Source organism: Rhodovastum atsumiense (assembly GCF_937425535.1).
Classification (GTDB): Bacteria; Pseudomonadota; Alphaproteobacteria; order Acetobacterales; family Acetobacteraceae; genus Rhodovastum; species Rhodovastum atsumiense.
Genome location: NZ_OW485601.1, coordinates 789,467 through 815,098, shown reverse-complemented (window position 1 = coordinate 815,098; position 25,632 = coordinate 789,467). Strand labels below are relative to the sequence as shown.

At 70.2% G+C, this 25,632-nt stretch carries 26 protein-coding genes; 14 read left to right on the top strand and 12 right to left on the bottom strand.

Translation table 11 applies throughout. The annotated features are described in order from the left end of the window. Positions 1-43 precede the first annotated feature (43 nt). From NBY65_RS03515 to NBY65_RS03495, 5 genes are all read left to right on the top strand, one after another. A complete protein-coding gene (locus tag NBY65_RS03515; RefSeq protein WP_150044783.1) occupies positions 44-1,837 on the top strand; it encodes an FAD-dependent oxidoreductase in 1,794 nt (597 codons plus the stop codon). Next, positions 1,834-3,681, top strand: a complete 1,848-nt coding sequence (locus NBY65_RS03510) for a 2-oxoacid:acceptor oxidoreductase subunit alpha (protein ID WP_150044786.1) — start codon at positions 1,834-1,836, stop codon at positions 3,679-3,681. The genes NBY65_RS03515 and NBY65_RS03510 overlap by 4 nt, the downstream gene beginning before the upstream one ends. Positions 3,682-3,690: 9 nt before the next feature. Continuing rightward, complete coding sequence (locus tag NBY65_RS03505; protein WP_150044789.1) at positions 3,691-4,746, top strand: 2-oxoacid:ferredoxin oxidoreductase subunit beta; 1,056 nt, start codon at positions 3,691-3,693, stop codon at positions 4,744-4,746. 172 nt (positions 4,747-4,918) lie between these two features. Beyond that, entirely contained in the window at positions 4,919-6,007 is a 1,089-nt protein-coding gene (locus tag NBY65_RS03500) for an inositol-3-phosphate synthase (RefSeq protein WP_150044792.1), read from the top strand. Then, complete coding sequence (locus tag NBY65_RS03495; RefSeq protein ID WP_150044795.1) at positions 5,986-6,582, top strand: histidine phosphatase family protein; 597 nt, start codon at positions 5,986-5,988, stop codon at positions 6,580-6,582. The genes NBY65_RS03500 and NBY65_RS03495 overlap by 22 nt, the downstream gene beginning before the upstream one ends. Here NBY65_RS03495 and NBY65_RS03490 read toward each other — a convergent pair. From NBY65_RS03490 to NBY65_RS03455, 8 genes are read right to left on the bottom strand one after another with little or no spacing between them, the layout of a single operon-like run. After that, on the bottom strand, positions 6,579-7,430 hold the full coding sequence (locus NBY65_RS03490; protein ID WP_150044798.1) for a hypothetical protein: 852 nt from the start codon (positions 7,428-7,430) through the stop codon (positions 6,579-6,581). The genes NBY65_RS03495 and NBY65_RS03490 overlap by 4 nt on opposite strands. Before the next feature lie 53 nt (positions 7,431-7,483). Then, a complete protein-coding gene (locus NBY65_RS03485) occupies positions 7,484-8,281 on the bottom strand; it encodes a class I SAM-dependent methyltransferase (RefSeq protein ID WP_150044800.1) in 798 nt (265 codons plus the stop codon). Next, positions 8,278-9,231: a GNAT family N-acetyltransferase gene (locus tag NBY65_RS03480; protein WP_150044803.1), complete on the bottom strand. Its 954-nt coding sequence runs from the start codon at positions 9,229-9,231 to the stop codon at positions 8,278-8,280. Before NBY65_RS03480 ends, NBY65_RS03485 begins: the two co-directional genes overlap by 4 nt. Further along, positions 9,228-10,301, bottom strand: coding sequence for a glycosyltransferase (locus NBY65_RS03475; RefSeq protein ID WP_239003125.1), 1,074 nt, complete (start codon positions 10,299-10,301; stop codon positions 9,228-9,230). Before NBY65_RS03475 ends, NBY65_RS03480 begins: the two co-directional genes overlap by 4 nt. Beyond that, on the bottom strand, positions 10,298-11,218 hold the full coding sequence (locus NBY65_RS03470; protein ID WP_150044806.1) for a glycoside hydrolase 5 family protein: 921 nt from the start codon (positions 11,216-11,218) through the stop codon (positions 10,298-10,300). Before NBY65_RS03470 ends, NBY65_RS03475 begins: the two co-directional genes overlap by 4 nt. Beyond that, the gene (locus NBY65_RS03465; protein WP_150044808.1) at positions 11,215-11,988 is read right to left on the bottom strand and encodes a TIGR04290 family methyltransferase; all 774 of its coding nucleotides are present in this window, start codon (positions 11,986-11,988) and stop codon (positions 11,215-11,217) included. The genes NBY65_RS03470 and NBY65_RS03465 overlap by 4 nt, the downstream gene beginning before the upstream one ends. Then, positions 11,985-12,779 (bottom strand): sugar phosphate nucleotidyltransferase, encoded by a 795-nt coding sequence (locus NBY65_RS03460; RefSeq protein WP_150044811.1) that lies wholly within the window; start codon positions 12,777-12,779, stop codon positions 11,985-11,987. The genes NBY65_RS03465 and NBY65_RS03460 overlap by 4 nt, the downstream gene beginning before the upstream one ends. Before the next feature lie 5 nt (positions 12,780-12,784). Then, a complete protein-coding gene (locus tag NBY65_RS03455; protein WP_150044814.1) occupies positions 12,785-13,867 on the bottom strand; it encodes a CgeB family protein in 1,083 nt (360 codons plus the stop codon). Between the two features lie 334 nt (positions 13,868-14,201). Between NBY65_RS03455 and NBY65_RS03450 the strand changes: the two genes are divergently transcribed. Both NBY65_RS03450 and NBY65_RS03445 read left to right on the top strand, forming a co-directional pair. Continuing rightward, entirely contained in the window at positions 14,202-16,262 is a 2,061-nt protein-coding gene (locus NBY65_RS03450; protein WP_239003127.1) for a VTT domain-containing protein, read from the top strand. A gap of 17 nt (positions 16,263-16,279) precedes the next feature. After that, the gene (locus NBY65_RS03445) at positions 16,280-16,990 is read left to right on the top strand and encodes an endonuclease/exonuclease/phosphatase family protein (RefSeq protein ID WP_239003133.1); all 711 of its coding nucleotides are present in this window, start codon (positions 16,280-16,282) and stop codon (positions 16,988-16,990) included. Here the strand turns inward: NBY65_RS03445 and NBY65_RS03440 are convergent. Beyond that, positions 16,942-17,679: an SDR family NAD(P)-dependent oxidoreductase gene (locus tag NBY65_RS03440; RefSeq protein ID WP_150044819.1), complete on the bottom strand. Its 738-nt coding sequence runs from the start codon at positions 17,677-17,679 to the stop codon at positions 16,942-16,944. The genes NBY65_RS03445 and NBY65_RS03440 overlap by 49 nt on opposite strands. 173 nt (positions 17,680-17,852) lie before the next feature. On the opposite strand from NBY65_RS03440, the gene NBY65_RS03435 reads away from it, so the two are divergent. Beyond that, positions 17,853-18,272 (top strand): secondary thiamine-phosphate synthase enzyme YjbQ, encoded by a 420-nt coding sequence (locus NBY65_RS03435; RefSeq protein ID WP_150044821.1) that lies wholly within the window; start codon positions 17,853-17,855, stop codon positions 18,270-18,272. 76 nt (positions 18,273-18,348) lie between these two features. Then, positions 18,349-19,413: a threonine aldolase family protein gene (locus NBY65_RS03430; protein ID WP_203330709.1), complete on the top strand. Its 1,065-nt coding sequence runs from the start codon at positions 18,349-18,351 to the stop codon at positions 19,411-19,413. Between the two features lie 17 nt (positions 19,414-19,430). Here the strand turns inward: NBY65_RS03430 and NBY65_RS03425 are convergent, their stop codons facing one another. Together NBY65_RS03425 and NBY65_RS03420 are read right to left on the bottom strand one after the other, a co-directional pair. Then, the gene (locus NBY65_RS03425) at positions 19,431-19,760 is read right to left on the bottom strand and encodes a DMT family transporter (protein WP_150044824.1); all 330 of its coding nucleotides are present in this window, start codon (positions 19,758-19,760) and stop codon (positions 19,431-19,433) included. Between the two features lie 32 nt (positions 19,761-19,792). Beyond that, positions 19,793-20,422: a TetR/AcrR family transcriptional regulator gene (locus NBY65_RS03420; protein ID WP_150044826.1), complete on the bottom strand. Its 630-nt coding sequence runs from the start codon at positions 20,420-20,422 to the stop codon at positions 19,793-19,795. A gap of 135 nt (positions 20,423-20,557) precedes the next feature. Here NBY65_RS03420 and NBY65_RS03415 point away from each other — a divergent pair, with 135 nt between their 5' ends. From NBY65_RS03415 to NBY65_RS03400, 4 genes are all read left to right on the top strand, one after another. Beyond that, on the top strand, positions 20,558-21,742 hold the full coding sequence (locus NBY65_RS03415; RefSeq protein ID WP_150044829.1) for an HlyD family secretion protein: 1,185 nt from the start codon (positions 20,558-20,560) through the stop codon (positions 21,740-21,742). Between the two features lie 3 nt (positions 21,743-21,745). Continuing rightward, a complete protein-coding gene (locus NBY65_RS03410; protein WP_150044832.1) occupies positions 21,746-23,272 on the top strand; it encodes a DHA2 family efflux MFS transporter permease subunit in 1,527 nt (508 codons plus the stop codon). Between the two features lie 194 nt (positions 23,273-23,466). Beyond that, the gene (locus tag NBY65_RS03405) at positions 23,467-23,892 is read left to right on the top strand and encodes a hypothetical protein (RefSeq protein WP_150044835.1); all 426 of its coding nucleotides are present in this window, start codon (positions 23,467-23,469) and stop codon (positions 23,890-23,892) included. Further along, on the top strand, positions 23,892-24,113 hold the full coding sequence (locus NBY65_RS03400; protein WP_150044838.1) for a hypothetical protein: 222 nt from the start codon (positions 23,892-23,894) through the stop codon (positions 24,111-24,113). The genes NBY65_RS03405 and NBY65_RS03400 overlap by 1 nt, the downstream gene beginning before the upstream one ends. An 11-nt stretch (positions 24,114-24,124) precedes the next feature. On the opposite strand, the gene NBY65_RS03395 is transcribed toward NBY65_RS03400, so the two are convergent. Further along, positions 24,125-25,039 (bottom strand): ketopantoate reductase family protein, encoded by a 915-nt coding sequence (locus NBY65_RS03395; protein WP_203330710.1) that lies wholly within the window; start codon positions 25,037-25,039, stop codon positions 24,125-24,127. Between the two features lie 138 nt (positions 25,040-25,177). Between NBY65_RS03395 and rpiB the strand changes: the two genes are divergently transcribed. Beyond that, entirely contained in the window at positions 25,178-25,627 is a 450-nt protein-coding gene (rpiB, locus tag NBY65_RS03390) for a ribose 5-phosphate isomerase B (protein ID WP_150044843.1), read from the top strand. Positions 25,628-25,632: the final 5 nt, after the last annotated feature.

Here is a 25,632-nt window from a genome sequence, read left to right as displayed (position 1 = left end):
ATTGGATGTCCCGCCGGAACGGTGGGTTCAGGGAGTAGAACGCTTGCAGCCGACCAATGTCGGCGATCCCGACTATTTTCATAAGGTCGTGGATTGCCAGTGGGCGTGCCCCGCGCATACGCCCGTTCCCGAATATATCCGCCTGATCGCCGCCGGGCGCTACGCCGACGCCTATATGGTGAACTGGGCGTCGAATGTTTTTCCCGGAATACTTGGCCGCACTTGCGACCGGCCCTGTGAGCCCGCCTGCCGGCGTGGCCGCGTGGAGCAGGAACCGGTCGCGATCTGTCGCCTCAAGCGTGTCGCCGCGGACCACAAGGGCGATATCCGCACCCGTCTGCCCGTGTCCGCCGCGCCCAACGGCCGGCGCGTCGCCTGTGTCGGCGCCGGTCCCGCCAGTCTGACCGTGGCGCGCGACCTTGCCCTCGCCGGGTACCAGGTGACGGTGTTCGACGGCTTTGCCCGCGCGGGCGGCATGATCCGCAGCCAGATCCCGCGGTTCCGTCTGCCCGAGGAAGTCATCGACGAGGAAGTCGGCTATATCGAGTCGCTCGGGGTGGAGCTGCGCTGCGGCACCTGGGTCAGCAGCCTGAAGACCTTGCTGGCGGAGGGCTACGATGCCGTGTTCGTCGGTTCCGGCGCGCCGCGCGGCCGCGATCTCGACGTTCCCGGCCGGCAGGAGGCCGCCGCCAACATCCATATCGGTCTCGACTGGCTGGCCTCGGTGTCCTTCGGCCATGTCCGCCGCATCGGCCGGCGGGTGCTGGTGCTGGGGGGCGGCAATACCGCCATGGATTGCTGTCGCACCGCCCGCCGCCTCGGCGGCCAGGACGTGAAGGTGGTGGTGCGCAGCGGCTTCGCCGAGATGAAGGCGTCCCCCTGGGAGAAGGAGGACGCCATGCACGAGGATATTCCCATCCTGAATGACCTCGTGCCGAAGCGCGTCCTGCACCAGGACGGTCGGTTGGTCGGCATGGAATTCGAGCAGGTCCGGGCCGAGCACGACGGGGTGGGCAACCGCCGCCTGCTGCCCACCGGGGCGACGCTGCAACTCGCCTGCGACGACGTGCTGGTGGCGATCGGGCAGGAGAATGCGTTCCCCTGGATCGAGCGCGACATCGGCATTGATTTCGACCGGCGCGGCATGCCGGTGGTCGATCCGCTGACCCTTGGCTCTACCCATCCGCGCGTCTTCTTCGGCGGCGACGCCGCCTTCGGGCCGAAGAACATCATCTGGGCGGTGGCGCATGGCCATCAGGCGGCGATCTCCATCGACCTGCTCTGCCATGGTCAGGACCTGAGCCAACGGCCGCCCCCGCAGGCGACGCTGGTGTCGCAGAAGATGGGCATCCATGAATGGAGCTACGACAACGCCGTCTCCATCGACCTCCGCTATAAGGTGCCGCAACGCGACAAGGCGGTGGCGCTGGCCGATCTCTCCGCCGAGGTGGAGCTCGGCTATGACGCCGCCCTGGCCTACAAGGAAGCCCAGCGCTGCCTGAACTGCGACGTGGAGACGGTGTTCACTGCGCGGCTCTGCATCGAATGCGACGCCTGCGCCGATATCTGTCCGGTCGACTGCATCACCTTCACCGCCGACGGGGACGAACCGGAACTGCGCGCCCGCCTGAGCGCGCCCGCGCATAACCTCGCCCAAGCGCTTTATGTGCAGGACGGCCTGAAGACCGGCCGCGTCATGGTCAAGGACGAGGATGTCTGCCTGCATTGCGGCCTGTGCGCCGAGCGCTGCCCGACCGGGGCGTGGGACATGCAGCGTTTCCTGCTCGATCTGGCACAGGTGACGCCTCGCCCTGTCTGCGAGAGGGTTCCGGCATGAAACCGATCGAGCGCGTCAACGACTTCGTCATCCGCTTCGCCAATGTCAACGGCTCGGGCTCGGCGAGCGCCAACGCGTTGTTCGCGCGCGCCATCATGCGCATGGGCGTGCCGGCGACGCCGCGCAACATCTTCCCGAGCAACATCCAGGGCCTGCCCACCTGGTACGAGGTGCGCGTCTCGGAAGCCGGCTGGCTCGGCGCCCGCGACGGCGTCGACCTGATGGTGGCGATGAACCCGCAGACCTGGGAGCGGGACGTGCAGTCCATCCTCCCCGGGGGATACCTGTTCTACGACAGCACGAAGCCGCTGCCGGCCACGCGGTTCCGTCCGGACATCACCGTGCTCGGCGTGCCGCTGACGGCGATGTGCAACGCCGAGTATTCCGATCCCCGCCAGCGCCAGCTCTTCCGCAACATCATCTATGTTGGCGCGCTGTCCGTCCTGCTGGAGATCGATCCAGAGGCAGTCGCGCAACTGCTCTCCGAGCAGTTCCACGCCAAGGAAAAGCTGGTCGCGCCGAACCTGCACGCCTTCGAGCTCGGCCGGCGCTGGGCGCAGGAGAACCTGCCCTGTCCGATCGGGCTGCGGGTGCGCCGGGCCGGGACGGTGGGCGACCGCATCTTCATCGATGGCAACACCGCGGCGGGGCTCGGCGCGGTCTATGGCGGGGCCACGGTCTGTGCCTGGTACCCGATCACGCCCTCCACCTCGCTGGCCGAGGCGTTCATCCGGTACTGCAACCGCTTCCGCATCGATCCCGCGACCGGCGAGAAGCGCTTCGGCATCCTGCAGGCCGAGGACGAACTGGCCTCCATCGGCATGGTGATCGGGGCCGCCTGGAACGGTGCGCGTGCCTTCACCGCGACCTCCGGGCCGGGCGTCAGCCTGATGCAGGAATTCCTCGGCCTGGCCTATTTCGCCGAGATCCCGGCGGTGATCTTCGACGTGCAGCGGGCCGGCCCCTCCACCGGCATGCCCACCCGTACCCAGCAATGCGACCTGCTCTCGGCGGCCTATGCGAGCCATGGCGACACCAAGCACGTGCTGCTCCTTCCCGAAGACCCGCACGAATGCTTCGAAATGGCGGCCCAGGCCTTCGATCTTGCCGACCGGCTGCAGACGCCGGTGTTCGTCATGCTCGACCTCGACATCGGCATGAACGAGCGCCTGTGCCGGCCCTTCGCCTGGGATGATGCAAAGCGCATGGACCGTGGCAAGGTGATGACGGCTGCCGAGCTGGAAGCCGGCCGCGATTTCGGCCGTTACCTCGACGTGGATGGCGATGGCATCCCGTACCGCACCTATCCCGGCACGCATCCCTCGCGCGGCGGCTTCTTCACCCGCGGCACCAGCCGTGACGAATACGCCCGCTACACCGAGGACGGCGCCCCCTATCTGCGCAACATGGAGCGCCTGCTGCGGAAATTCGCCACCGCCCGCAAACTGGTGCCTGCACCGGTGCGCAACGACGCCGCCACCCCGGCCCGGCTCGGCGCGATCTGCTACGGCTCGACCGGCCCGGCCATGGACGAGGCCGCCGCGCTGCTCGCCGCCGAGGGCGTGGCGCTCGACCGGATGCGCATCCGCGCCTTCCCCTTCCACGACGACGTCGCGGCCTTCATCGCCGCTCATGAACGCGTCTTCGTGATCGAACAGAACCGCGACGGCCAGCTGCGCTCGATGCTGGTCAACGAGCTTGAGATCGACCCGAAGAAACTTGTGCGCGTGCTGCACTACGACGGCACGCCGATCACGGCGCGGCACATCGCCGGGCCGATCGCCGAGCTTGCCGCCGAGATGCGGATCGTGCCCCTGCGCCGCCCCGTGCCGGCCGCCGAATAGAAGGGTGCCATGACCTACCTGCCCAAGCCCCGGCTGCATCATCCCGAACTCGCGGTGAACGAGCTCGGGCTCACCCGCCGCGACTACGAGGGATCGATCTCCACCCTCTGTGCCGGCTGCGGCCACGATTCCATCAGTGCCGCGATCGTGCGCGCCTGCTTCGAGCTGTCACTGCCGCCGCACCGTATCGCCAAGCTTTCCGGCATCGGCTGCTCGTCCAAGACGCCAACCTACTTCCTTGGCAACAGCCATGGCTTCAACTCCGTGCATGGCCGCATGCCGAGCGTGCTGACCGGCGCCTATCTGGCCAATCGCGACCTGATCTATCTCGGCGTTTCCGGCGATGGCGATTCCGCCTCGATCGGGCTCGGCCAGTTCGCCCACGCCATGCGCCGCGGCATCGATATGGTCTACATCGTCGAGAACAACGGCGTGTACGGCCTCACCAAGGGGCAGTTCTCCGCGACCGCCGACAAAGGGGCCCGCAACAAGCGCGGCGTCGCCAACCTCGACGAGCCGATCGACCTCGTCGGCATGGCACTGCATCTCGGCGCCACCTTCGTCGCCCGCAGCTTCTCCGGCGACAAGGCCCAGCTCGTGCCGCTGATCAAGGCCGCGCTGACGCACAAGGGGGCCGCCTTCATCGACTGCATCAGCCCCTGCGTGGCCTTCAACAACCATGACGGCTCGACCAAGAGCTTCGACCACGTGCGCGCACACAACGCCGCGGTGAACCGGCTCGACGTCATCATCGGCCAGCCCGAGATCACCGTGGACTACGCACCGGGCACGGTGGAAATCGTGCGGCAGCATGACGGATCCATCCTGAAGCTGCGCAAGCTCGCCGACGAATACGACGTCACCGACCGCATCGCCGCCATGGATTTCATTACCCGCCACCACGCCCGGGGCGAGATCGTCACCGGCCTGCTCTATGTCGATCCCGATGCGCCCGATCTGCACAGCTACCTGAAGACCGCCACGAAGCCACTGAACGCGATGGATGAAAATGAGCTTTGTCCGGGGGCGGGCGCGCTGGAGGCGCTGAACGCGACCTTGCGCTAGCGCGGGGCGCTGCCCCGCCCCCGCCAGGGGCTCCGCCCCTGGACCGGGCCAAGGGCCGGAGGCCCTTGGATCCCATGTTGCCGGTTCCAGGGAGCGGGACCCGGATTCCACCGGAGGGCAACCGTGGCCGTTCGGTTGCGTTCGTTCGCCGACCGTGCACGGAGGGCAGGGCTTGGCAGAGATACGGGTGGCGATCGTCGGCGTCGGCAACTGTGCTTCTTCGCTGGTGCAGGGGCGGCATTTCTATCGCGATGCATCCGCAGCCGAGCCGGTGCCGGGCCTCATGCATGTCGACCTTGGCGGCTATCATGTCCGCGACATCGCTTTCGTCGCCGCCTTCGATGTCGCCCTCGGCAAGGTTGGTCGTGATCTCTCGGAAGCGGTCCTCGCGGCCCCCAACAACACGAGAAACTTCGCCCCGCCGCCTGCCAGCGGCGTCACTGTCCGCCGCGGCCCCACGCTCGATGGCCTGGGCCGCTATCTCGAAGGTGTCGTCGCCGAGGCGCCGGAGCAACCGGTCGATGTCGCCCGGGGGCTGCGCGAGGCGAGGGCGGAGGTGGTGGTATCCTACCTTCCGGTTGGCTCGGAGCATGCCACGCGCTTCTATGCCGAACAGGCGCTGGCCGCGGGCTGTGCCTTCGTCAATTGCATTCCCGTCTTCATCGCCTCCGATCCGGCGTGGCGCCGGCGCTTCGCTGCGCGCGGCCTGCCGCTGATCGGCGACGACATCAAAAGCCAGCTCGGTGCCACCATCCTGCATCGCGCGCTCGTGGCCTTGTTCCGCGAGCGCGGCTTGCGCCTTGACCGTACCTACCAGCTCAATTTCGGCGGCAACACCGACTTCCTCAACATGCTGGAGCGCGAGCGGCTGGAATCGAAGAAGCTCTCCAAGACCCGGGCGGTCACCAGCCAGATCGGCGCCGAACTGCCGGCAGGGGCGGTGCATGTCGGCCCCTCCGACCACGTGCCCTGGCTCGATGACCGCAAATGGGCCTATATCCGCCTGGAAGGCACGGCCTTCGGCAATGTGCCGATTGCCTGTGAGATGAAACTGGAAGTTTGGGATTCGCCCAATTCCGCCGGAGTGGTCATCGATGCCGTGCGCTGCGCCAGGCTCGCGCTCGACCGCGGAATTGGCGGCGCGCTCACCGGTCCCGCGGCGTGGTTCATGAAAAGCCCTCCACAGCAAATGCCAGATGAGGAGGCCCGGCTGCGCACGGAAGCCTTCATCCGCGGCGAATGCCCGTCACCTTCCATCTGATCCGCCACGGCGAGACCGACATGGTCGGCCATGCCCTGGCCGGCCGTGCCCCGGGCGTGCCTCTGAACGCGCATGGCCGGCGCCAGGCCGGGGCAGTTGCCGCCGGGCTCGCAGCCACGCGGCTTGCGGCGGTGGTGTCCAGCCCCCGCGAGCGTGCGGTGCAGACCGCCGGGCCTTTGGCCGCGCGCCAGGGACTGACCGTGCAGGTCGATCCCGGCTTCGAGGAACTCGATTTCGGCGACTGGACCGGTGCCGCCTTCACCAGTCTCGACGGTTCCCCGGACTGGCATGCCTTCAATGTCTTCCGCAGCACCGCGCCGATTCCAGGGGGAGAGACGGCGCTTGCCGTGCAGGCGCGTGCCGTTGCCGCGGTGTGCCGGTGGGCCGCCCTGCATCCGGATGCGGACATCGCCATCGTCAGCCATGGCGACGTGCTGCGAGCGGTGCTCGCGCATTTCCTGGCGGTGCCGCTCGATCTGGCAAGGCGCTTCGACATCGCCCCGGCGCATCGCAGCGTGCTGGTGCTGTACGAGGCGGATGTGCGGGTCGAGGCGCTCAACCTGCCGCCGGGTTAGGCCAGTGGCGGCAGACCGGCGGCCAGGGCGTCACGCAGCGATGCCAGCGGGGCCTGCCAATCGCCCGGTCGCGCCTGTCGCAGCAGGCGCAGCGACGGATACCAGGCGCAGCGCTTGCCGCGCATCCAGCGCCAGTCCGCCGCGTGCGGCAGCAGCACCAGGCCCGGCCGTCCCAGCACGCCGGCGAGATGCGCGACCATGGTGTCCACCGTGATGACAAGCGTGGCGCCCAGGATCAGCGAGGCTGTCCGCAGCACGTTCTCGTCTGCGTCGTGCGGGTTGATGAAGCGGCCGGACACTGCCTCGGATGCCGCCGGCCCACGCTGCAGCGACACCAGCCTCAACCCGGCGGGAAGGGCCTGCAGGACGGCTTCCAGGGACACCGAGCGTGTCCTGTTCCATTCGCCCGCCTGCCAGCACAGCCCGATCCCGGATGGTCCTGGCGCTGGCACGGCCAGTGCCGGCGCGGGCTGATCCGGCGGTAGCCGCAAGGCATGCGCCAGTTCCATGATCTCGATGTCGCACTCGGCCGGCGGCAGGGGCACGCGCAGGTCGAACGGCACGACCCGGTCCGCGAGCCCCGCCAGCAGCGGCGCCAGCGCCGGCTGCACCTCCAGCGTCACCGCGGCGGCGCGCCGGCGCAACGCCGGCAGGAAGCGACAGAACTGCAGCGTGTCGCCCAGCCCGTGATAGCACCGCACCAGCACCTGCCGTCCGTCCACCGGGCGTCCGTCCCACACCCAGCGCAGGTGATAGGGCAGGCGGGGATCGTCCCGGGTCGCCGGATCGCGCGCGTCCAGCACGGCATCGCTGATCGCCCAGGCGGTGGCGAGGTCGCCCGCCAGCATGGCTTCTGTCCAGGGATCGTTGGCCCCGGGCACGGCGCGGGTTCGGCCTGATGTCAGCAGGAACGGCGCGCTGCGATCAGGACGAAGGCCGTGCCATCCCACAGGCTGAACGGGGCCGTGCCGGCGGCGCGCAGCGCGAAGCCATGGCGTGCCGCCCATGTGTCGGCTTCGGCGCGATCCTGATCGAGACTGCGATAGGACCAGTTCAGCACCACCAGCGCTCCGCCCGGCCGCAGCACCCGCGCGGCGTCGATGACGTGCCGCTCCGCCACCCCCGCCTGCACCAGATAGGGGAAGCTGTCGGCTGCGAGCACAAGATCGAAGCCGGCATCGGGCAACTCTCCCAGTCCCGTGCCATCGGTCAGCGCGAAGCGTGCATTGGCCACGGTGCAGCGCTGCCGTGCCGTCGCGATCATGCCGGGAGAGACGTCCAGCCCCAGTACCGATGTCGCGACCGGTGCGAGTGTTGCCGTCATACGGCCGATGCCGCAGCCCAGATCCAGCACCGTGGCCCCTGGCTGCAGCAGGTCCTCATGGCACAGCCAGGAGCGCAGTTCCGCGCTCGCCCGCGCCAGCAGCGTGGCGTCGCCGAGCGAGCAGGCGGCGACGCTCGCCTCCGGGCTCGCTGCCACCGCCGCATCGAACATGCGCCCGATCGCGGCCGGCGTGGCCGGCATGGCGTGGTTCACCGCCGTCCGGACCGCCTGCAACGCCGCCAGCCCGTGCCGCTTCGCCACACTGGCCAACTCCGGTACGGCGGCGATCGCGTCCTGCTCGCCCGCCAGCACCAGTCGCGCCACCGCGACTTCGGCGGAGATCCGACCGGCGCGCCATGCGTCCAGCGCCGTCATGGCGGTGTCAGCACGCGGAGTGCGTTGCGCACCGGCACCGCACCCCAGCTCCGCTTATAGGCTTCGTCGCCGCGCAGCAGATGCAGCTCGCGCAGGCCGGCAGCGGTCGCGTGCTCCAGGATGGCCCCGAGCAGCAAGGTGCCCGGGCTCTCGAAGCGGTAGGTGGGATCGTAGCCCTGCATGTAGAGCAGCAACTGCCCGGGGGCGACCAGGGCTAGGCAGGCGGCGGCCGGCGCGCCGCCAAGCCGCAGCAGGAACAGTCGCGCCGCGCCCTCCCGTATCAGTGCTGGCGCGGCGTCCTGCAGGAAACCGTGGACGCGCGCGTCGGCCAGCACGCCACCATCGCACCAGCGGGCGGCGTGCAGCCACAGCAGCATCTTGAGCCCCGTGGCATCCGCTTCCTCCATCGACCAGCCGCCCGCCCGTGCGGCACGGTGCCGCGCCATCCGCAATTTGCGCTGCTGGCCCGGCGGCACGTCGGCGGGCAGGCGCAGCAGCGGGCAGGGATCGCTCTTGCGCAGGTCCGTCCGCCAGCCCTCCGGCGGCGCCGCGTCGCGCAGCGCCGCGCCGGGCGGCAGGTCGCAGAGATGGCAGGGCAGGGAGGCACCGGCGAGGGCGGTGCGCAACAGCCGCTCCGCCGCGTCGGCCGGGGCCTCGGGGGCGAGCAGGGCGTCCTGGAAATCCGCAAGCCCCGCCCCGATCGGCAGGATCTTGCCCGCCTCCGGCAATTCGTAGAGCGGCAGCACACCGAGCAGGTCCGTCCCGTCCCGCAGCACCGCCACCCGGGCGCGCGTGGTGCCGAACCAACGCCACCACGCCAGCACCCAGGCAGGAGCCGCGAACGGCGCACGCACCCGCCGCCACAGATGCTGCCAGGGTTCGCCGAGCGCGGCGGGGTCGTCCAGGCATTCGGTGGAGAGCGTGGCCGCGCCGTGCCGGCGGCAGGTCACGCCGGGATCGTGGCGAGCTGGCGGTAATGCGCGAGGTATCCCGCCACCATCCGGTCCATGCCGAACCGCGCGCGCGCCACGGCACGGCAGGCTTCCGGGTCGATGTCGCCGGCGCGGGAAATGGCGGCGGCCATCTCCGCGGCGTCGCGCACCAGGAATCCGGTGCGGCTGTGCTCGACGATGTCGGGGATCGCTCCGGCCGGGAAGGCCACCACGGGCGTGCCGCAGGCTGCCGCTTCCATCGCCACCAGCGAGCTGGTTTCGGGGGCGAGGCTCGGCAGCAGCACGCAGTGCGCGGCGGCAAGCAATCGCCGCTTGCGCGCGATCCCAAGTGGCCCGATCCAGCGCCGGCACCGATCCAGCAAGGGGCGCACCCGCTGGTTGAGGTAGTCGAGATGGGACGGATAGGGAAAGGCCGTTCCCGCCACCAGCAACGGCACGCCCGCGACATGCGCTGCCGCCAGCGCCAGATGCTGGCCTTTTTCCGGGCAGATCCGGCCCAGCATCAGCGCGAAGCCCCGCCGCGCGTGGCGGGTCGCGCCCAGCGTCGCCACGTCGACGCCGTTCGGCACCGGCGCCAGCAGCGGCGCGCCGGGCGGGCAGGTTTCCTGCTGCGAGAGGGAGACGCAGTTGAGCCAGGTGTCGGGCCGTGTCGGTGCCAGGGCTGCCGGTGGGTACCAGGATGGCGGCAGGTGCAGTGTCGCCAGCACGGGTGGTCCCGGCGGCGGCAGGGTGGCGGCGAAGTCGATCCCGTGCATGTGCACGACATCGGCCTGCGCCATCACGCCGGCGAGGGCCTCGCGCACCGTCGCGTGCACGGCGCCGCGGCAATCCTCATCCACCGGCATGACCGGGATCGGCACCAGTTCTCCCGCGATCCGGGAATCCGCGCGTGCGATCACGATCGAGCGGTGCCCCGCCGCCACCAGGGCGCGGTCGAGGGTGTGGAGTACCTGTTCCACGCCTCCGACCGCATCGGGTCCGACCGGTGCGAGCGGGTAGGCCACGCTGACGATCGTCATGCGCGCCGGCGAACGGATCGGTCGCGCCTCTTCTGTTGCTTGCGTCACTCCATCACCAATATGTCGGCCGGGGCTCGCCCCGGTGCATAGCGGCGGATCATCGCCGCGCAGAACTCGGCGAAACGTTCGGGCGCCTTCGGCACGGCGGTGTAGTGCGGCCAGACGCCTTCTTCCTCGGGCGTGAAGCAGAAGGTCAGGGTCACGTCGAATTCCTCCAGGGCGCGCATCTGTCGGTCGAACCAGGCCTCGGCATTCGGCCGCAGCCAGTCCGCCCAGGACAGGCCCGTGCGCAGCGTGGTGACGCCCAGCTCGCGCATCCGCGCGATGGCCGCGTCCAGCCGCGGGTCCTCGAAATGGAACCACTGGCAGAGGCCGAACGCCGGGGTACAGTCGGCGAAGCTGCGGGCCGCCAGCTTCGGACGGTTGTGTTCGTCGAACAGCCCCATGTGGAAATGCCGGTAGTAGGAGCTGCCTTCGGCTTCCTTGTGGCGTGTCGTCGCCGGCCAGGCGGCGGGCAGGTCGAACAGGCTGTACCAATGGATCCGCGGGGCCCGTCCGCGCAGCAGCTCGAAGCTGCGGCGCAACCCCCAGTCCTGCACTTCCTCGGCGCCAAAGGTCGAGACGCCGACTTCGGAAACCCAGATCGGCAGCGCGGTCACCGCGCGGATCTCGTCGAGCTTCGCCGGCCAGTCATGAATCAGCCAGTGATTCCAGTCGAGCGGAAACCCGTGCACGGCGACCGCATCCATGTGGGAGAGCACGCCCTGCCGGTCCATCAGCCGGATGAACGCCGGATCGATCGGCGAGATGCCGCCGAGCACGCGCGGCAGGCCCGGGGCCTCGGCGGCGATGGCCTGGGCGGCCAGGATTGCCATGCGCGCGAAGCAGCCCCAGTCCGGATCGTTCTCGAAATCCCAGTGGGATTTGTTGTTGGGCTCGTTCCAGATCATCGCCGCTTCGATCATCGTTCTTCCCCGCGCGCCGGATAGACCGCCCCCCATTCGCCCGCGTCGCGTGCCACCCGGCGGCAGATGAACACCTCGTCCTCGGGGTGGCGTTCGATGATGAAGCCGGCGCTGCGCAGCATCGCCTCGGAACAGGCGCGGTTCGGCACCCACCAGTTGGTGGGATCATGGGCGTAGCTGTGCTCGACGAAATGCAGCCGGGGCCAGGCAGAATCGTCGAAGATCTCGGTTTCCGTGAAGTCGTGGTCGGCGCCCGGATCATGCGCGGCGGCGCTGCCGCGCTGCATCGACTGGAACACCAGCAGGTCGCGGGCGACATGGGCGTGGATCAGGTCGAGCGCCAGCAGCGGGTGGCGCAGGTGGTACAGCACCCCGATGAACAGCACGATGTCGAAGCGTTCGCGCAGCGCTCCCACGTCGTAGACCGAAAGCTGCCTGTATTCGACGGCGAGCCCGCTGACCTCGGCGGCGAAGCGCGCCTGCGCCAGGTAATCGGGATCGCTGTCGATGCCGAGCACCCGCGCCGCGCCGCGACGTTTCATTTCCAGGCTGTAGAATCCGGCGTTGCAGCCGATGTCGAGCACGCTCAGCCCGCTCAGGTCCAGCGGCAATGCCGGTGCGAAGCGCTGCCATTTGACGTTCGGATAGTCGCCGAGGAAATGCTCCGGCGCCGTGCGCACGCCGCCCAGCTCCATGTTGTGGAACCAGGGGCCGAGTTCGCGCACGCGGGCGCGGATGCGTGCTTCGGTCCAGGCCAGCGTGGGGTTCATGGCCGGGCCCCCGGCAGCCGGGGCGGAGCGGCGCGCTTGCCCGCGAAGGCGGCCGGCCCGGCCGGCGTGCCGCCGTCCAGCAGTGCCATCGCCGTCTTCCAGCCGTGCAGCGTGCCGACATCCACGTAGGAGGTGCCGGCGCGCACGCCGAAGGCCTCGCCGCCGGCGGCAAGCCAGGCATTGACCAGCGTGCCGAGATATTCGTCCTGGCGTCCGCGGGCCTGCCACAGCGCATGCAGGGCGTGCAGCACGGCCCCCGGCAGTCGCAGCGCCCCCCAGATCCAGTGTGAGCGGGCGCGTGGAGACTTCACCACCACCTCGCGCACGCGCCCGTCGGCGTCGGTCTCCACCGCGTCGAACAACTCGGGCCGCTCCACCGGGAACAGCAGGAAGGAGAAGCGCCCGGCCGGCAAGCGCGCCAGCGCGTCCTCGGGGAACCAGATCGTGTCGGGCAGGCCAATCACCACGTCCTCGTCGGCCGCCACCACCGGCAAGGCGCGGAAGATGGCGTCGCAGAGGCCGCGCGGCGCGTCCTGCACCGCGTAGACGATGCTCGCCTCGCCATAGGCGCCGCCGAAATATTGGGGGATGTCGGATTTCCAGGGCGAGATCACGAAGCAGAGCTTGCCGGCACCGGCGGCAAGCATGCGCTCGACCAGGTATTCGCTGATGGCGCGCGGGCGTTCGGTGTCGCGGTCATCGATGCGGCTGCCCACCGGCAGCAATTCCTTCGAGAAAGCCAGAGGCTGGATGCGGGTGCCGTTCCCGGCGGCCGGGATGATGCCCCACATCCGGTTCAGGCCTCCGCCGGGGCCGCGGCCTGCGCCAGCAGCCCCACCAGTTCGCGGGCCCGCTGCGTCGCCGAATGCTGCGCCAATGTCCGTTCGCGCGCCCGTCGTGCGATCGCGGCCAGCGTCGCCGCCGGCGTGTCGAGTGCCGCGAGCGCCGTCGCGGTGTCGCCGGCCACGAGGACTTCCTCGCCCGGGGTGAAGAAATGGTCGAGCCCTTCCCAGGAATCGGTGAGCAGCGGCGCGCCGCAGGCGGCGGCCTCGAACAGCCGTCCGGACGGGCAGAATCCCATGCGTGCCATCGCCCCGCGCGTCACGTTCAGGGTCAGCCGCGCCGAGGCGTAGAAGGCCGCGTGCTCTGATGGCGGCAGATGCCGCACGTAATAGAGGTTGGCCGTCCAGGGAAAACCGTCCGGGTACTGCGCGCCCGCCAACACGAAGCGATCCCCGGGTCGTCGTCGCGCGGGCTGCAGGAACAGCGCGTCCAGTGCTGCCTGCCGGTCCTCGGCGTAGGTGCCGAGCCAGGAGAGCACCGCCTGGTATTGTGGCCGTGGCGCCGCCGGCCGGTGCAGGTCGGGATCGACCGACCCGTACAGCGGCGCCACGTGCCTTCCCCCCAGGCGTATCCGTATCTCGTCGAGTGCCTGCCCGCCGGTGAAGCTCAGCACCAGGTCGAAGCCGCCGAGCCCCTCCGGAAGCAGATAGGGAACGGTCTGGCCGGCTTCCAGTTGCGCCAGCGTCACCGGCGTATCGAGGTCGTAGAAGCAGCGCACCCGTGCGCGGCTGTCCAAGAGCAGATGCGCGGCCGCCACTCCGTCCGGGCAGTAGGAGGTCACCATGCCGGCATCGGCGTCGTCGAGCGCGGCCTGCGCCGGCCCGGCCACTTCCTGCCAGTGCCGGTACAAAACCAGCCTGCCGCCTTCGGGCAGTTCGTGCAGGTCGCGGTTGTAGCGATACCAGGGCTCGTCGCGTTCGAAGAACACGACCCGGTGTCCGTCGCGCAGCAGCGCGCCGATCAGTCCGCGCCACAACGCGGCATGGCCGTTGCCCCAGGAGGAACTGACGGACAGGCCGAAGATGACCAGCTTCATCCTGCGCCCATCCGCGTGTCCTCTCCTCCGCCGGCCCCGCCGCCAGGACGGCGCGGGCGGCCATGGCAACGGCCGAGCGTGGCCGCGGTTGCAGGGCGTCACCCACGGTGTCCCGGAACACTCCCCGACCTGTTTGCGTTCGCTGCTGCGACAAAGCGCAAAAGGGGAACGACGCCATGGCGTTGGCACGGAATCGCGACGACAACACGCCGCACGGGGGGAAGCCCTGAGCGACCTCGCCCTGTCGGCGCCTTCGCCTCGGCATGCAGCCCCGTCACCGGTTCTGGTTCCCGGCCGCAATGTCTGGCGCATTGCCGAGGCCCGGCGGGCCGCAGTGCTGGTGGACGCCGCCGCCTATTACGCGGCGTTGCGCGCCGCGCTGCGCGCCGCCCGGCACAGCATCGTCATCATTGGCTGGGACATCGACAGCCGCACCCGGTTGGTCGGTCCCGCGGGGCGGGCAGAGGACGGGCTGCCCGAGACGCTCGGGGCCTTTCTCGCCGGCCTCGCCGCGGCCCGGCCGGAACTGTCGATCAGGCTGCTGCTGTGGGACTTCGCCATGCTCTACACGCTCGAGCGGGAGACGATGCCGGCGCTCGCGCTGCACTGGCGGACTCCCCCGCAGGTCGAGCTCTGCCTCGACGACACCGCCCCGCCCGGGGCCTCGCATCATCAGAAGCTGGTGGTGATCGACGACGCGCTCGCCTTCTGCGGCGGGCTCGACCTGACCATCCGGCGCTGGGACACGCCGGCGCACGCGCCGTGGAATCCGCATCGCGTCGATCCCGCGGGCAGGCCCTACAATCCATTCCATGACATCCAGATGATGGTGGACGGACCCGCCGCCGCGGCGCTGGCCGACCTTGCCCGCGAGCGCTGGGCCCAGGCCGCCTGCGAGACCCTGCCGCCGGTGGTGGCGCCCGAAGCGCAGGGCCGGCTCTGGCCCGTCTGTGTCGCCGCGCAGTTCGAGCATGTCACGCTCGGCATCGCCCGCACCGGCCCGGCGCATCGCGACCGGCCCGGGATCCGCGAAGTGCAGGCGCTGTTCGCCGACATGGTCGCCGTTGCCGAACGCGCGATCTATGTCGAGAACCAGTTCCTCACCAGCGGCCGCTTCGCCCAGGCCCTGCTGCAGCGCCTGCGCGAGTGCCCCGCGCTGCAGGTGCTGATCGTCGCGCCGCGGACGCACCATACCTGGCTCGAACACCGCACCATGCTCGCCGGCCGCATCCGCTTCATGCGGATGCTGCGCCAGGGCGGGATGCACGAAGACCGGGTGCGGCTGGTGCATCCGCAGGTGCAGGGCCGCGGCGGCACGGCCGAGGTGATGGTGCATGCCAAGCTGATGGTGGTGGATGATCGCCTGCTGCGTGTCGGCTCGGCCAATCTCAACAACCGTTCGATGGGCACCGACACCGAGTGCGACCTCGTCATCGAGGCATGCGGCGATGCCGGGCGGGCCGCCGTCATCGGCGTGCGCAACCGCCTGCTCGCCGAGCATTGCGGCAGCACCGAAGCGGCCGTCGCCGCCGCGATCGTCCGCGCGGGATCGCTGTTCGGCGGGCTCGACGCGATCAACCGAGACCGCGCCCGCTGCCTGCGCCCGATCGAGGACGGAGAGCTGGATCCTGCCGAGACCTTTCCCGCCATCGAGGCGGTAGCCGATCCTGGCCGCCCCATCGCGTCCTCGGATCTGCTGGCCGACATCACTGCCGAGCCGCCCGGTTCGCACCGCCCCTGGTTGCGCGCCGTCCTGCTGCTGCTGGCGACGGGACTGTTGCTGGCGGCCTGGCGCTTCACCCCGCTGCGGGACCTGCTGCAGCCCGACTCGGTGCGCGACCTGCTGCTGCGGGCCGACGGGGCCTGGGGGGCGGGGCTGGCGCTCATCGCCTTCCTGTTGCTCGGCTTCCTGTTCTTCCCGCTCAACGTGCTGATCCTTGGCACCGCCGCGGCCTTCGGCGCCTGGCCCGGATTGGCCTATGCGGCGGCGGGCGGGCTGGTCAGCGCCGCCGCCACCTACATCGCCGGCCGTCGTCTCGGCCCGTCGCTGCTGCGCGGCGTCCTCGGGCCGCGCATCAATCGTGTCATTCGCCGCATCGACAGCAACGGTGTGGTGGCGGTGACCATGGTGCGGCTGCTGCCGGTGGCGCCGTTCACGCTGGTCAACCTGGCGGCCGGCGCCATCCGCGTGCCCTTCATCGACTACATGCTCGGCACCGCGCTCGGTCTGCTGCCCGGCATCCTGCTGATGTCCTTGCTCGGCGACCGCCTGACCCGCATCGTCACCGATCCCGGCGCGGGCGACATCGGCATCTTCCTGCTCCTGCTGGGGACCTGGGGCGGGCTGTCCTGGGGGCTGCAGCGCCTGCTCGGCCGGCTGCGGCGGAAGGTGTGACGCGGGACCCAGGGACGGTGCGCGTCCTGACCTGGAACATCCATGGCGGCGTCGGGCTCGACGACCGGTTCGACCTGGAGCGGATCATCGCCACCGTCCGGCACCATGACTCCGAGATCGTCGCCTTGCAGGAAGTCGAAGGGCGTGCGCGTCCCGGTGTCTTTGCCACGCTGTGCGAGGCCTGCGGCCGCCATGCCGCCACCGCCGTGACCATGTGGGAAGGGACGGGCGGCTATGGCCATCTCCTGGCCAGCCGCTGGCCGATCCACGACACGCGGATCCATGACCTGTCGGTGCCGGGGCGGGAGCCGCGCTGCGTGCTCGCGGCCCGGATCGCGACGCCGGTCGGGCCGCTGCACGTGCTGTCGACCCATCTCGGCCTCGCCGCGGCGGAGCGGCGATGCCAGGGCGACATGCTCGCGCGGCTGGCGGCGGCGACGCCGGATCCGTTGCTGCTGCTGGGTGATCTCAATGACTGGATCGGGCGCGGCCCGGTCTGGCGCCGGCTGCGCCGGGTGCTGCCGGCATGGACGCGGGCGCGCACCTTCCCTGCCGCCTTCCCGATCCTGCCGCTCGATCGCATCTTCGCCCGTCCCGCCGGGCTGCTCGCGGGCTGGCAGGTCGACCGTGGCGCCGCCGGCGCCTCCGACCACCTGCCGTTGCTCGGCGAGATCCGCCTTCAGACGTGCTGGCCGCCGTTGATGTGCAGTTCCGCCCCGTTGACGTAGCTTGCCTGCGGCCCGCACAGGAAACGGATGGCCGCCGCCACTTCCTCGGTGCGGCCGAGCCGGCGCATCGGCACCTCGCGCTCGGCGAAGGCGGCGGTGCCCGGCGAGAGAATCGCGGTGTCGATCTCGCCCGGGCTGATCGCGTTGGTCCGCACCCCGCGCGGGGCGAATTCCGCCGCCATCTCGCGCGTTAGCGTCAGCAGCGCCGCCTTGGAGCACGCATAGGCCGCGCCGGCATAGGGGTGCACGCGCGATCCGGCGATCGAGGTGACGTTCACGATCGTGCCCTGGGCCGCCGACAGCGGTTCGATCAGCCCGCGGGCGAGCAGGGCCACGGCGAAGATGTTGACGCTGAAAACGCTGATCCAGCCCGCGAGGTCGGTATCCAGCACGCCCAGCCGCGACCCGTCGGGGCCTTTGGGCGAGATGCCGGCGTTGTTGACCAGCGCGTCCAGCCGCCCGTTGGTCAGCCGCGAGCGGATCTCGGCGATGCCGACGCCGAGCGACACCGGGTCGCCGAGGTCGCATTGCACATGGTCCTGTGGTCCGCCCGCCCACGGACAGCGCGGCGAGAACGGTTGGCGGGAGACGGTGATGACGCGCCAGCCGTCCTCGGCGAAGGCGCGGGCCGTCGCATGCCCGATGCCTCGACTGGCGCCGGTCAGGACGAGGGTTTGTGTCGTTTCCATACTGGGAGTGTCGCCCCCCGCGCCGGGCGGAGCAAGCATCTTGAAGGGGAATGATACCGCGCGATCGAGGGAGGGAGATGCGGCCATGGCGCAACCTGCCCGTTGGGGTGCAACATGCCCGCCATCGTCGGCGTCCCGTCATGGAAGCGCCGCCGCACGCCAGGGGAGACGCCATGCTTCAGGTCGTGGAAACCCTCGCCGTCGCCACGCACGGCCGCGGCTTCTTCGAGATCACCGCGGCGTTGCGCCGTTTTGCCGGCGGGCGCGGCATCGCCACCGGCTTGCTCACGATCTGGTGCCGGCACACCTCCTGCTCGCTGCTGGTGCAGGAGAATGCCGATCCCGACGTGCGCGCCGATCTCGAAAGCTTCTTCGCCCGTCTCGCCCCCGACGGGCGTGGACGCTACGTGCATGACGTTGAGGGGCCGGACGACATGCCGGCCCATATCCGCGCCGCCCTGACCCAGACCCAGCTTTCGGTTCCCATTGTCGAGGGGGAACTGGTGCTTGGCACGTGGCAGGGCGTCTATCTCTGGGAACATCGCACCACGCCGCACCAGCGCGAGGTGGTGTTGCATCTGATCGGCGAATAGCTGGCCCCGGGGCGGCCGGTCTGGCGCCTGCCAACGGTTGCTGCTTTGCTATGGTTTTACTGCCGTGAGTTGCCCCATGCTGTACGCGCCCCTGCACCCCGATCCTGCCCTGCCGCCGGTTCGCATCAATCTTTATTCCGATACGCAGACCCGGCCGACCGCGGCCATGAAGGCGGCGATGGTGGAGGCGGAGGTCGGCGACGAGCAGGCCGGCCTCGATCCCACGGTGAACGCGCTGTGCGAGCGCATGGCGTCGTTGCTGGGCAAGGAAGCGGCGATGTTCCTGCCCAGCGGCACCATGTGCAACCAGATTGCCATCATCACGCATTGCCGGCCGGGCGACGAGATCCTCGCGCACGGAACCTCCCATATCCTCACCAGCGAAGGCGGCGGTGCGGCCGCGCTGGCGGGGGCGCAGATCACGCCGCTGCCCGGGCCGGGCGGGCAGTTCGACGCCGCCGCGGTGCGGGCGGCGCTGCGGCCGCGCACCCGCAACGCCCCGCCGCAGGCATTGCTGGAAGTCGAGCAGACCGCCAATGCCGGCGGCGGCACGATCTGGCCGCTCGCCGTGCTGAACGAGGTTGCCGCGATCGCGCAGGAAGCGGGGCTGGCCACCCACATGGACGGCGCGCGGCTGATGAACGCGGTGGTCGCCACCGGCATTCCGGCGCGGGAGATGGCGGCCGGCTACGACAGCGTCTGGCTCGACTTCACCAAGGGGCTCGGGGCCCCGCTCGGCGCCGTGCTGGCCGGCAGCCGCGACTTCATCGACGCGGCCTGGAAATGGAAGCAGCGCATGGGCGGGGCGATGCGCCAGGCCGGCATCTGCGCCGCCGCCTGCCTGTATGCGCTCGACCACCATGTCGACCGCCTGGCCGAGGACCATGACAACGCGAAGGCGCTGGCCCGTGGCCTCGCGCAGATTCCCGGCCTGACCGTCGAGGCGCCGGAGACCAATCTGGTGTTCTTCGACACCCGGGGTACCGGGCTGACCGCCGCGGAATTGTACGCGCGGGTGCGGTCGCACGGGGTGAACTTCTCGATCAGCAGCACCCATCGGGGCCGCGCCTGCACGCATCTGGACGTGACGCGCGCGCAGATCGACGAGGCCCTGCAGGTGATCCGCGCCGCGCTCGCCTGAGCGCGGCGGCCGCGGGATCAGTGCGCGGACGAGGTGGAGAACAGGTTGATCGTCAGCACGCCCGCGACGATCAACCCCATCCCGAGCAGCGCCGGGCGGTCGAGCGTCTGGCCGAACATTGCCCAGGCGATCACCGAGATCAGCACGATGCCCGCGCCCGACCACACGGCATAGGCGATGCCGACGGGAATGCTGTCCAGCGTGCGGGACAGGAAGAAGAAGGCGCCGCCATAGCCCAGGACGACCAGCAGCGAAGGCAGCAGCCGGGTGAACCCCGCGGTCGCGCGCAGGGCGGAGGTGGCGATGACTTCGAAGACGATCGCGATCGCAAGCCAGAGCCAGGCCATGTCTGCGTCTCCATTCGGGAGCGGGGGATGTCCTAGCGCGCCGGTGGGGCGAAGGCGCGCAGCCAGGTCTCTACCGCCGCCGCCACGGTTGTGTCGATCTCGGCATCGTCGGGCAGCGGCGGCACGGCGAGGCTCGCGCGCAGGAACACATCGGCCCGCAGCAGCGCGGTGAACTGGTGGGCCGCCACCAATGGATCCGCCGTCGCCACCATCCCGCGCGTCGCCAGCATGTCCAGCCAGGCGGCGAAGCGCTGGCAGAAGCGCTGCGGACCGCCCTCGTACAGCGCCCGGCCAAGCTCGGGGAAGCGGCCGCTCTCGGCGATGGCGACGCGGTAGATCGCCAGGGTCGGGGGCTGCAGCAGGAAGCGCAGCAGGCGCTGGCCGATCGCCTGCAGCACCGCGGGCAGGTCGCTGACCTCGTCGGGAAAAAGCGCTTCCTCCACCGCGCTTTCGCGCTTCCGCTCGGCGACGATGCTGGCGAACAGGCGCTCCTTGGATTCGAAATGCGCGTACAGCGTCGCCTTGGAAACGCCGGCGGTGCGGGCGATCTGGTCCATGCTGACCGCGCCGTAGCCCTGGGCGAGGAACAACGCCTCGGCGGCCCGCTCGATCTGCTGGCGCTTGGGGGAAGGGGTCTCGGGGGGCGGAGGGGGGCGATCCATGCGCCCACTCTGCCAGAGCCGGTCCGGGGGTCAATCAGTAACTGAACTGAACGGTTCAGTTTACCCTTGACGGAACGATGGTGCATCGTCAGTGTCGCCAGTCTCCGAAGCTCCGCTGCACCGCGGGATCCCGCCATGAACGCCGTCTCCGAGAAGCCTGCCGCCGTGCCGGATGCCCGCAGCGCGGCCGCTGTCCCGTCTGCCGTGCCGTCTTCCTCCCGGTTGCGTCGCCGCCTGTTGCGGGGTGGCCTGATGCTGGCCGCGCTGGTCGCGGCCGGGCTCGCCGGACGCTGGTGGCTGGTCGAGGGGCGCTGGATCGAGGCCACCGACAACGCCTATGTGCAGGGCGACATCGCGGTGCTGTCCTCGCGCATCGAGGGCGAGGTCATCGCCATCCCGGTGACCGACAACCAGGCGGTGCGGGCGGGGGATCCGCTGGTGCTGCTCGATCCCCGCGACTGGGCGGCGAAGCTGGACCAGGCGCGCGGGACGGCGGCCGAGGCGGTGGCGGCGGTCGCCACCACCCGCCGGCAGGTCGAGCAGAGCCGCGCGGCGATCGCCCAGTCCGAGGCGCTGATGGCCCAGGCCACCGCCGAGCGCACCCGTGCCGCCGCCGAGGCGAACCGCGCCGCCGCCCTGGTCGGGCCGGGATGGACATCCCGACAGGCCAACGACCAGGCGGTCGCCGACCTGCGCAAGGCCGAGGCGGCGCAGGCTTCGGCGCGGGCGCAGAATGCCGCCGCCACTCATGCGCTGGCGGTGGCCGAGGCGCAGGTGACGCAGGCGGAGGCGCGCCGGGTCGGCGCCGAGGCCGCCTTGCGGCTGGCCGAGAACAACCTGTCCTACACCGCGATCCGCGCGCCCTTCGATGGCGTGGTCGGCAATCGCGCGGCCCAGCTCGGCCAGCATGTCGCGCCCGGGCAATTGCTGATCGCCCTGGCGCCGCCGCCGGCGCGGCTGTTCGTGGTCGCCAATTTCAAGGAGACCCAGCTTCGCGCCATGCGGTCCGGGCAGGTGGTGCGGCTGGTGCCGGACATCGACAGCGCCGCCGCGGTCACCGGCCGGGTGGACAGCCTCGCCCCCGCGACCGGGGCGCTGTTCTCGCTGCTGCCGCCGGAGAACGCCACCGGCAATTTCACCAAGGTGGTGCAGCGCGTGCCGGTGAAGATCGTGCTGGCGCCGGGCGAGGCGGAGCGGGTGAGCTGGCTGCGCGCGGGGCTGTCGGTTACCGCCGAGGTGGACACGCGCGCCGGCGGCACCGGCCCGGTGGGGCTGATCGGGGTCGCCGCCGCGACGCTGGGGGTGCGGCGGGGCGACTGACCCATGGCCCCGGGCATGCCGCATGCGCTGACCTGGCGCGACAATCTCGGCTTCATGTGCATGGTCGTCGGCATGTTCATGGCGATCCTGGACATCCAGATCGTCAGCGCCTCGATCGCCGAGATCCAGGCCGGGCTGTCGGCCAGCCCCGACGAGGCCGCCTGGGTGCAGACCAGCTACCTGATCGCCGAGATCGTGATGATCCCGCTGTCGGGGTTCCTCTCGCGGGCGCTGTCCACGCGGGTCTTCTACGTGCTCAGCGCGCTTGGCTTCACCCTGGCCTCGGCGCTGTGCGCCACCGCCACCTCGCTGGAGGCGATGATCGCCTTCCGCGCGCTGCAGGGTTTCCTCGGCGGTGGCATGATCCCCACGGTGTTCGCCACCGCCTTCCTGATGTTCCCGCCGGCACGGCGGGCGCAGATGTCGGTGCTGATCGGGCTGACGGCGACGCTGGCGCCGACCATCGGTCCCACGCTCGGCGGCTGGTTGACCCAGGCGATGTCCTGGCACTGGCTGTTCCTGATCAACCTGCCGGTCGGGCTGGCCGTCGCCGCCGGCGTCTGGGCCCTGATCGACATCGACCGCCCGGAGCCCGGCCTGCTGCGCCGCTTCGACTATACCGGCCTCGCGCTGATGGCGGCTTTCCTCGGCAGCCTCGAATACGTGCTGGAGGAAGGCGAGCGGAACGACTGGTTCGAGGACGACGCGATCACCGGCTTCAGCGTGGTCGCCGCGGTGGCGGCGGTGCTGTTCTTCCACCGCATGCTGACCCACCGCGAGCCGCTGGTGCAGTTGCGCGCCTTCCACGACCGCAATTTCGCCTTCGGCTGCCTGTTCTCGGCAGTGATCGGCATTGGCCTCTATGGAGCGGTCTATGTGGTGCCGCTGTTCCTGGGGCGGGTGCGCGGCTACGACAGCATGCAGATCGGCGCCACCGTCTTCGTCACCGGCGTTGCCCAGTTCCTGACCGCGCCGCTGGCCGGGCGGCTGGTGCGGGTGCTCGATTTGCGGGTGATGCTGGCCTTCGGGCTGGCGACCTGCGGCGCCTCCTTCTGGTGGCTGGCGCATCTGACCAACCAGTCGGCGTTCTGGGAATTGTTCGGGCCACAGGCGTTGCGCGGCTTCGCGCTGATGTTCCTGTTCGTGCCGACCAATGCGCTCGCGCTCGGCACGCTGCCGCCGGCCGCGCTCAAGAACGCGTCCGGGCTCTATAACCTGATGCGCAACCTTGGCGGGGCCGTCGGCATCGCCATGATCGGCACGCTGGCCACCACGCGCACGGCGCTGCACACGCTGCACCTGCATGAACAGGTGAGCTGGGTGCGGCCGGTGGCCACCCAGGCCCTGGCCGGACTGAGCCAGACCTTCGCCCATGCCCGGGACGGGGCGGCGCTGCAGAAGCTGGCCCTGCTGGTGCGACGGGAAGCGCTGACGCTTGCATACAATGATGTGTTGCTGGTGATGGCGCTTTGCTTCTTCCTGGCAGTGCCTCTCACGTTGCTGCTGGCACGGCCGCGTCCCGCAAGCTGACGCGGCAAGTCCGGAACCGTAACATGTCCCGGATCGTGATGAAATTTATGTTCGATTTCGATTCTGTATAAATATCAAAATAGTTTTGAAATCGTAAATTTCTGATTCAATATTCACGCTCCCGTGAGCCCGATGATATGGTTTGCCCGCACGGCGCGGTGGCACGCGTGCCGGCGACCAGGAGGGCTTGCCAAATGACCAGCTCTGTCGTTCTCGCCGGGCCCGGCAATGTTGTCACGCTGGCCGCGTTCCGCCGGCCCGCCGACCCGGTGGCCGCCGAGCAACGCCCCCCGGCGGCCGACGCCTATGATCGTCGCCAGGCCATCGAGCGGCTGCGCCATGCCTTGCCGCCGGGCAGCCTGGTCTATGTCGTGCGGCGCTGGTTCCATCCGGACAATGACTGGCTGGTCTGCGACTTCTTCCGCATCGACGCCCACGAGGTAATCTGCATCACCCAGGACGTGGCGCTCGCGACCGAGCGGTTCGATCCGGCGCGCGAGGTCGGCCTCAAGCTGCACCGGTCGCAGCGCCTGGATCCGCTGACCACGCTGATCGACGGCACGCTCGCCCGCCTGCTGCATGGCGAGCCGGGGGCGGTCCAGCACGTGGTGATCGCGTAGTGCCGGGCAGGCGCGCAACGCCGGCGGAAGCCGCGGCGCAACCGGAGATCGGCGAGTCGGCCGCCTGTCAGGCCCAGGACATCCCGCCGGGCCACGAGGCCAGACGGGATGGCGGATCCAGGTCCGGTGCCGTCGCCGCGCCGGTCTGCCAGCGTCCCCATGCCATGCTCGCCCGCGGCCGCGGCGGCTGGGCGCGGCCGGGACGCTGCATCACCTGGTGAGGGCGGCCGGATCAGCCGCGCTGGGCCTCGTAGACCTGCAGATGCGCATAGGCGGCCCGCAGCAGCGTCGCCGGCAGTCCCGCCGCCTTCGCCCGCGCCAGCATGTCGCCGACGATATGGTCGGCCTCCACCCGCCCACCGCGCTGCAGGTCGCGCAGCATCGAGGCGGCGAACGGTGCCGAGGTGTCGGTCAGCATCCGGCGCGTCGCGGCCAGGAAACGCTCGCGCGGCGGGAAGCCGGCGGTGGTGGCCACGGCGAGGCAGGTGTCCAGCAATTCGAGCGTGAGGGCGGCGCCGTCCTCGGTGCAGGCGATCACGTTGGTGCCGGCGCGCATCAGGCAGCAGATGCCGGCGAGCGTGCACAGGAAGGCGAATTTCTCCCACATGTCCTGCATGATCACGTCCGACAGCCGCGGCCCGAAGCCGCCGCGCTCGAGCTCGGCGTGCAGCGCCGCGACCCGCTGTTGCTGGGCGGGGTGGCGGGCGCCGATCACGAAGCCCTGCATGCCGCTGAGATGGCGGATGGCACCGCCCTCGTCGAGGGTGACGGCGATCTGGGCCACCCCGCCGGTGACGGCCTCGGCGCCGAAGGCGGCGTCGAGCGTGTCGAGGTGCCGCAGGCCGTTGAGCTGCGGCACGATCAGCGCCCCCGGTGCGGCGGGCCGGACCGCCTCGATCGCGTCTTCAAGGTCGTAGGACTTGCAGGCGATGATGATGGCATCCCAGCCGGGCTGGACGTGTTCGCGCAGGATGGTCTTCACCGGCACCTGGGCGTCGCCGAGCGGGCTGCGGATGACCAGCCCGTCCTTCATCAACTGCTCGGCCCGCCGCGGCCGGACCAGGAAGGTCACATCCCCTCCCGCTGCCGCCAGCCGCCCGCCGTAGTAGCCGCCGATCCCGCCGGCCCCAAGCACGAGTATACGCAACGTACCGTCTCCTTCCCCCAGGGGGAGTACAGACTGCTCCGGGGGCGCGGGATTGCCAACTCGCATGGCCGGAATGATCCCGGCAGGGCGGCACGCCCAATTCCCCCCCGGCGCGGTGGGTGCTAGACACCCGCGGCCATGGACACACAAACCCTGCCCGTGATTGCGCTCGGCAGCGACCATGCCGGGTTCGCCCTCAAGCTGGTGATCGCCAACGCCCTGCGCGCGGCCGGCCACGAGGTGCACGACCTCGGCCCGGACAGCCCCGAGCGGGTCGACTACCCCGATTACGCCCATGCCGTCTGCCGCGTCGTGCAGGCCGGGCAGGCGCGGTTCGGGGTGCTGATCTGCGGCAGCGGGGTGGGGATGTCGATCGCCGCCAACCGCCATTCCGGGATACGCTGCGTGCTCGCCGCCGAACCGGTGACGGCGCGGCTGTCGCGTGCCCATAACGACGCCAACGTGCTCGCCCTCGGCGCCAGGCTGACCGGGGAGGACATGGCGCTGGAAATCCTGCGCGCCTTCCTCGGCGGCAGCTACGAGGGCGGCCGCCACGACCAACGCCTGGCCAAGCTCGCCCCGGCCTGAAGGGA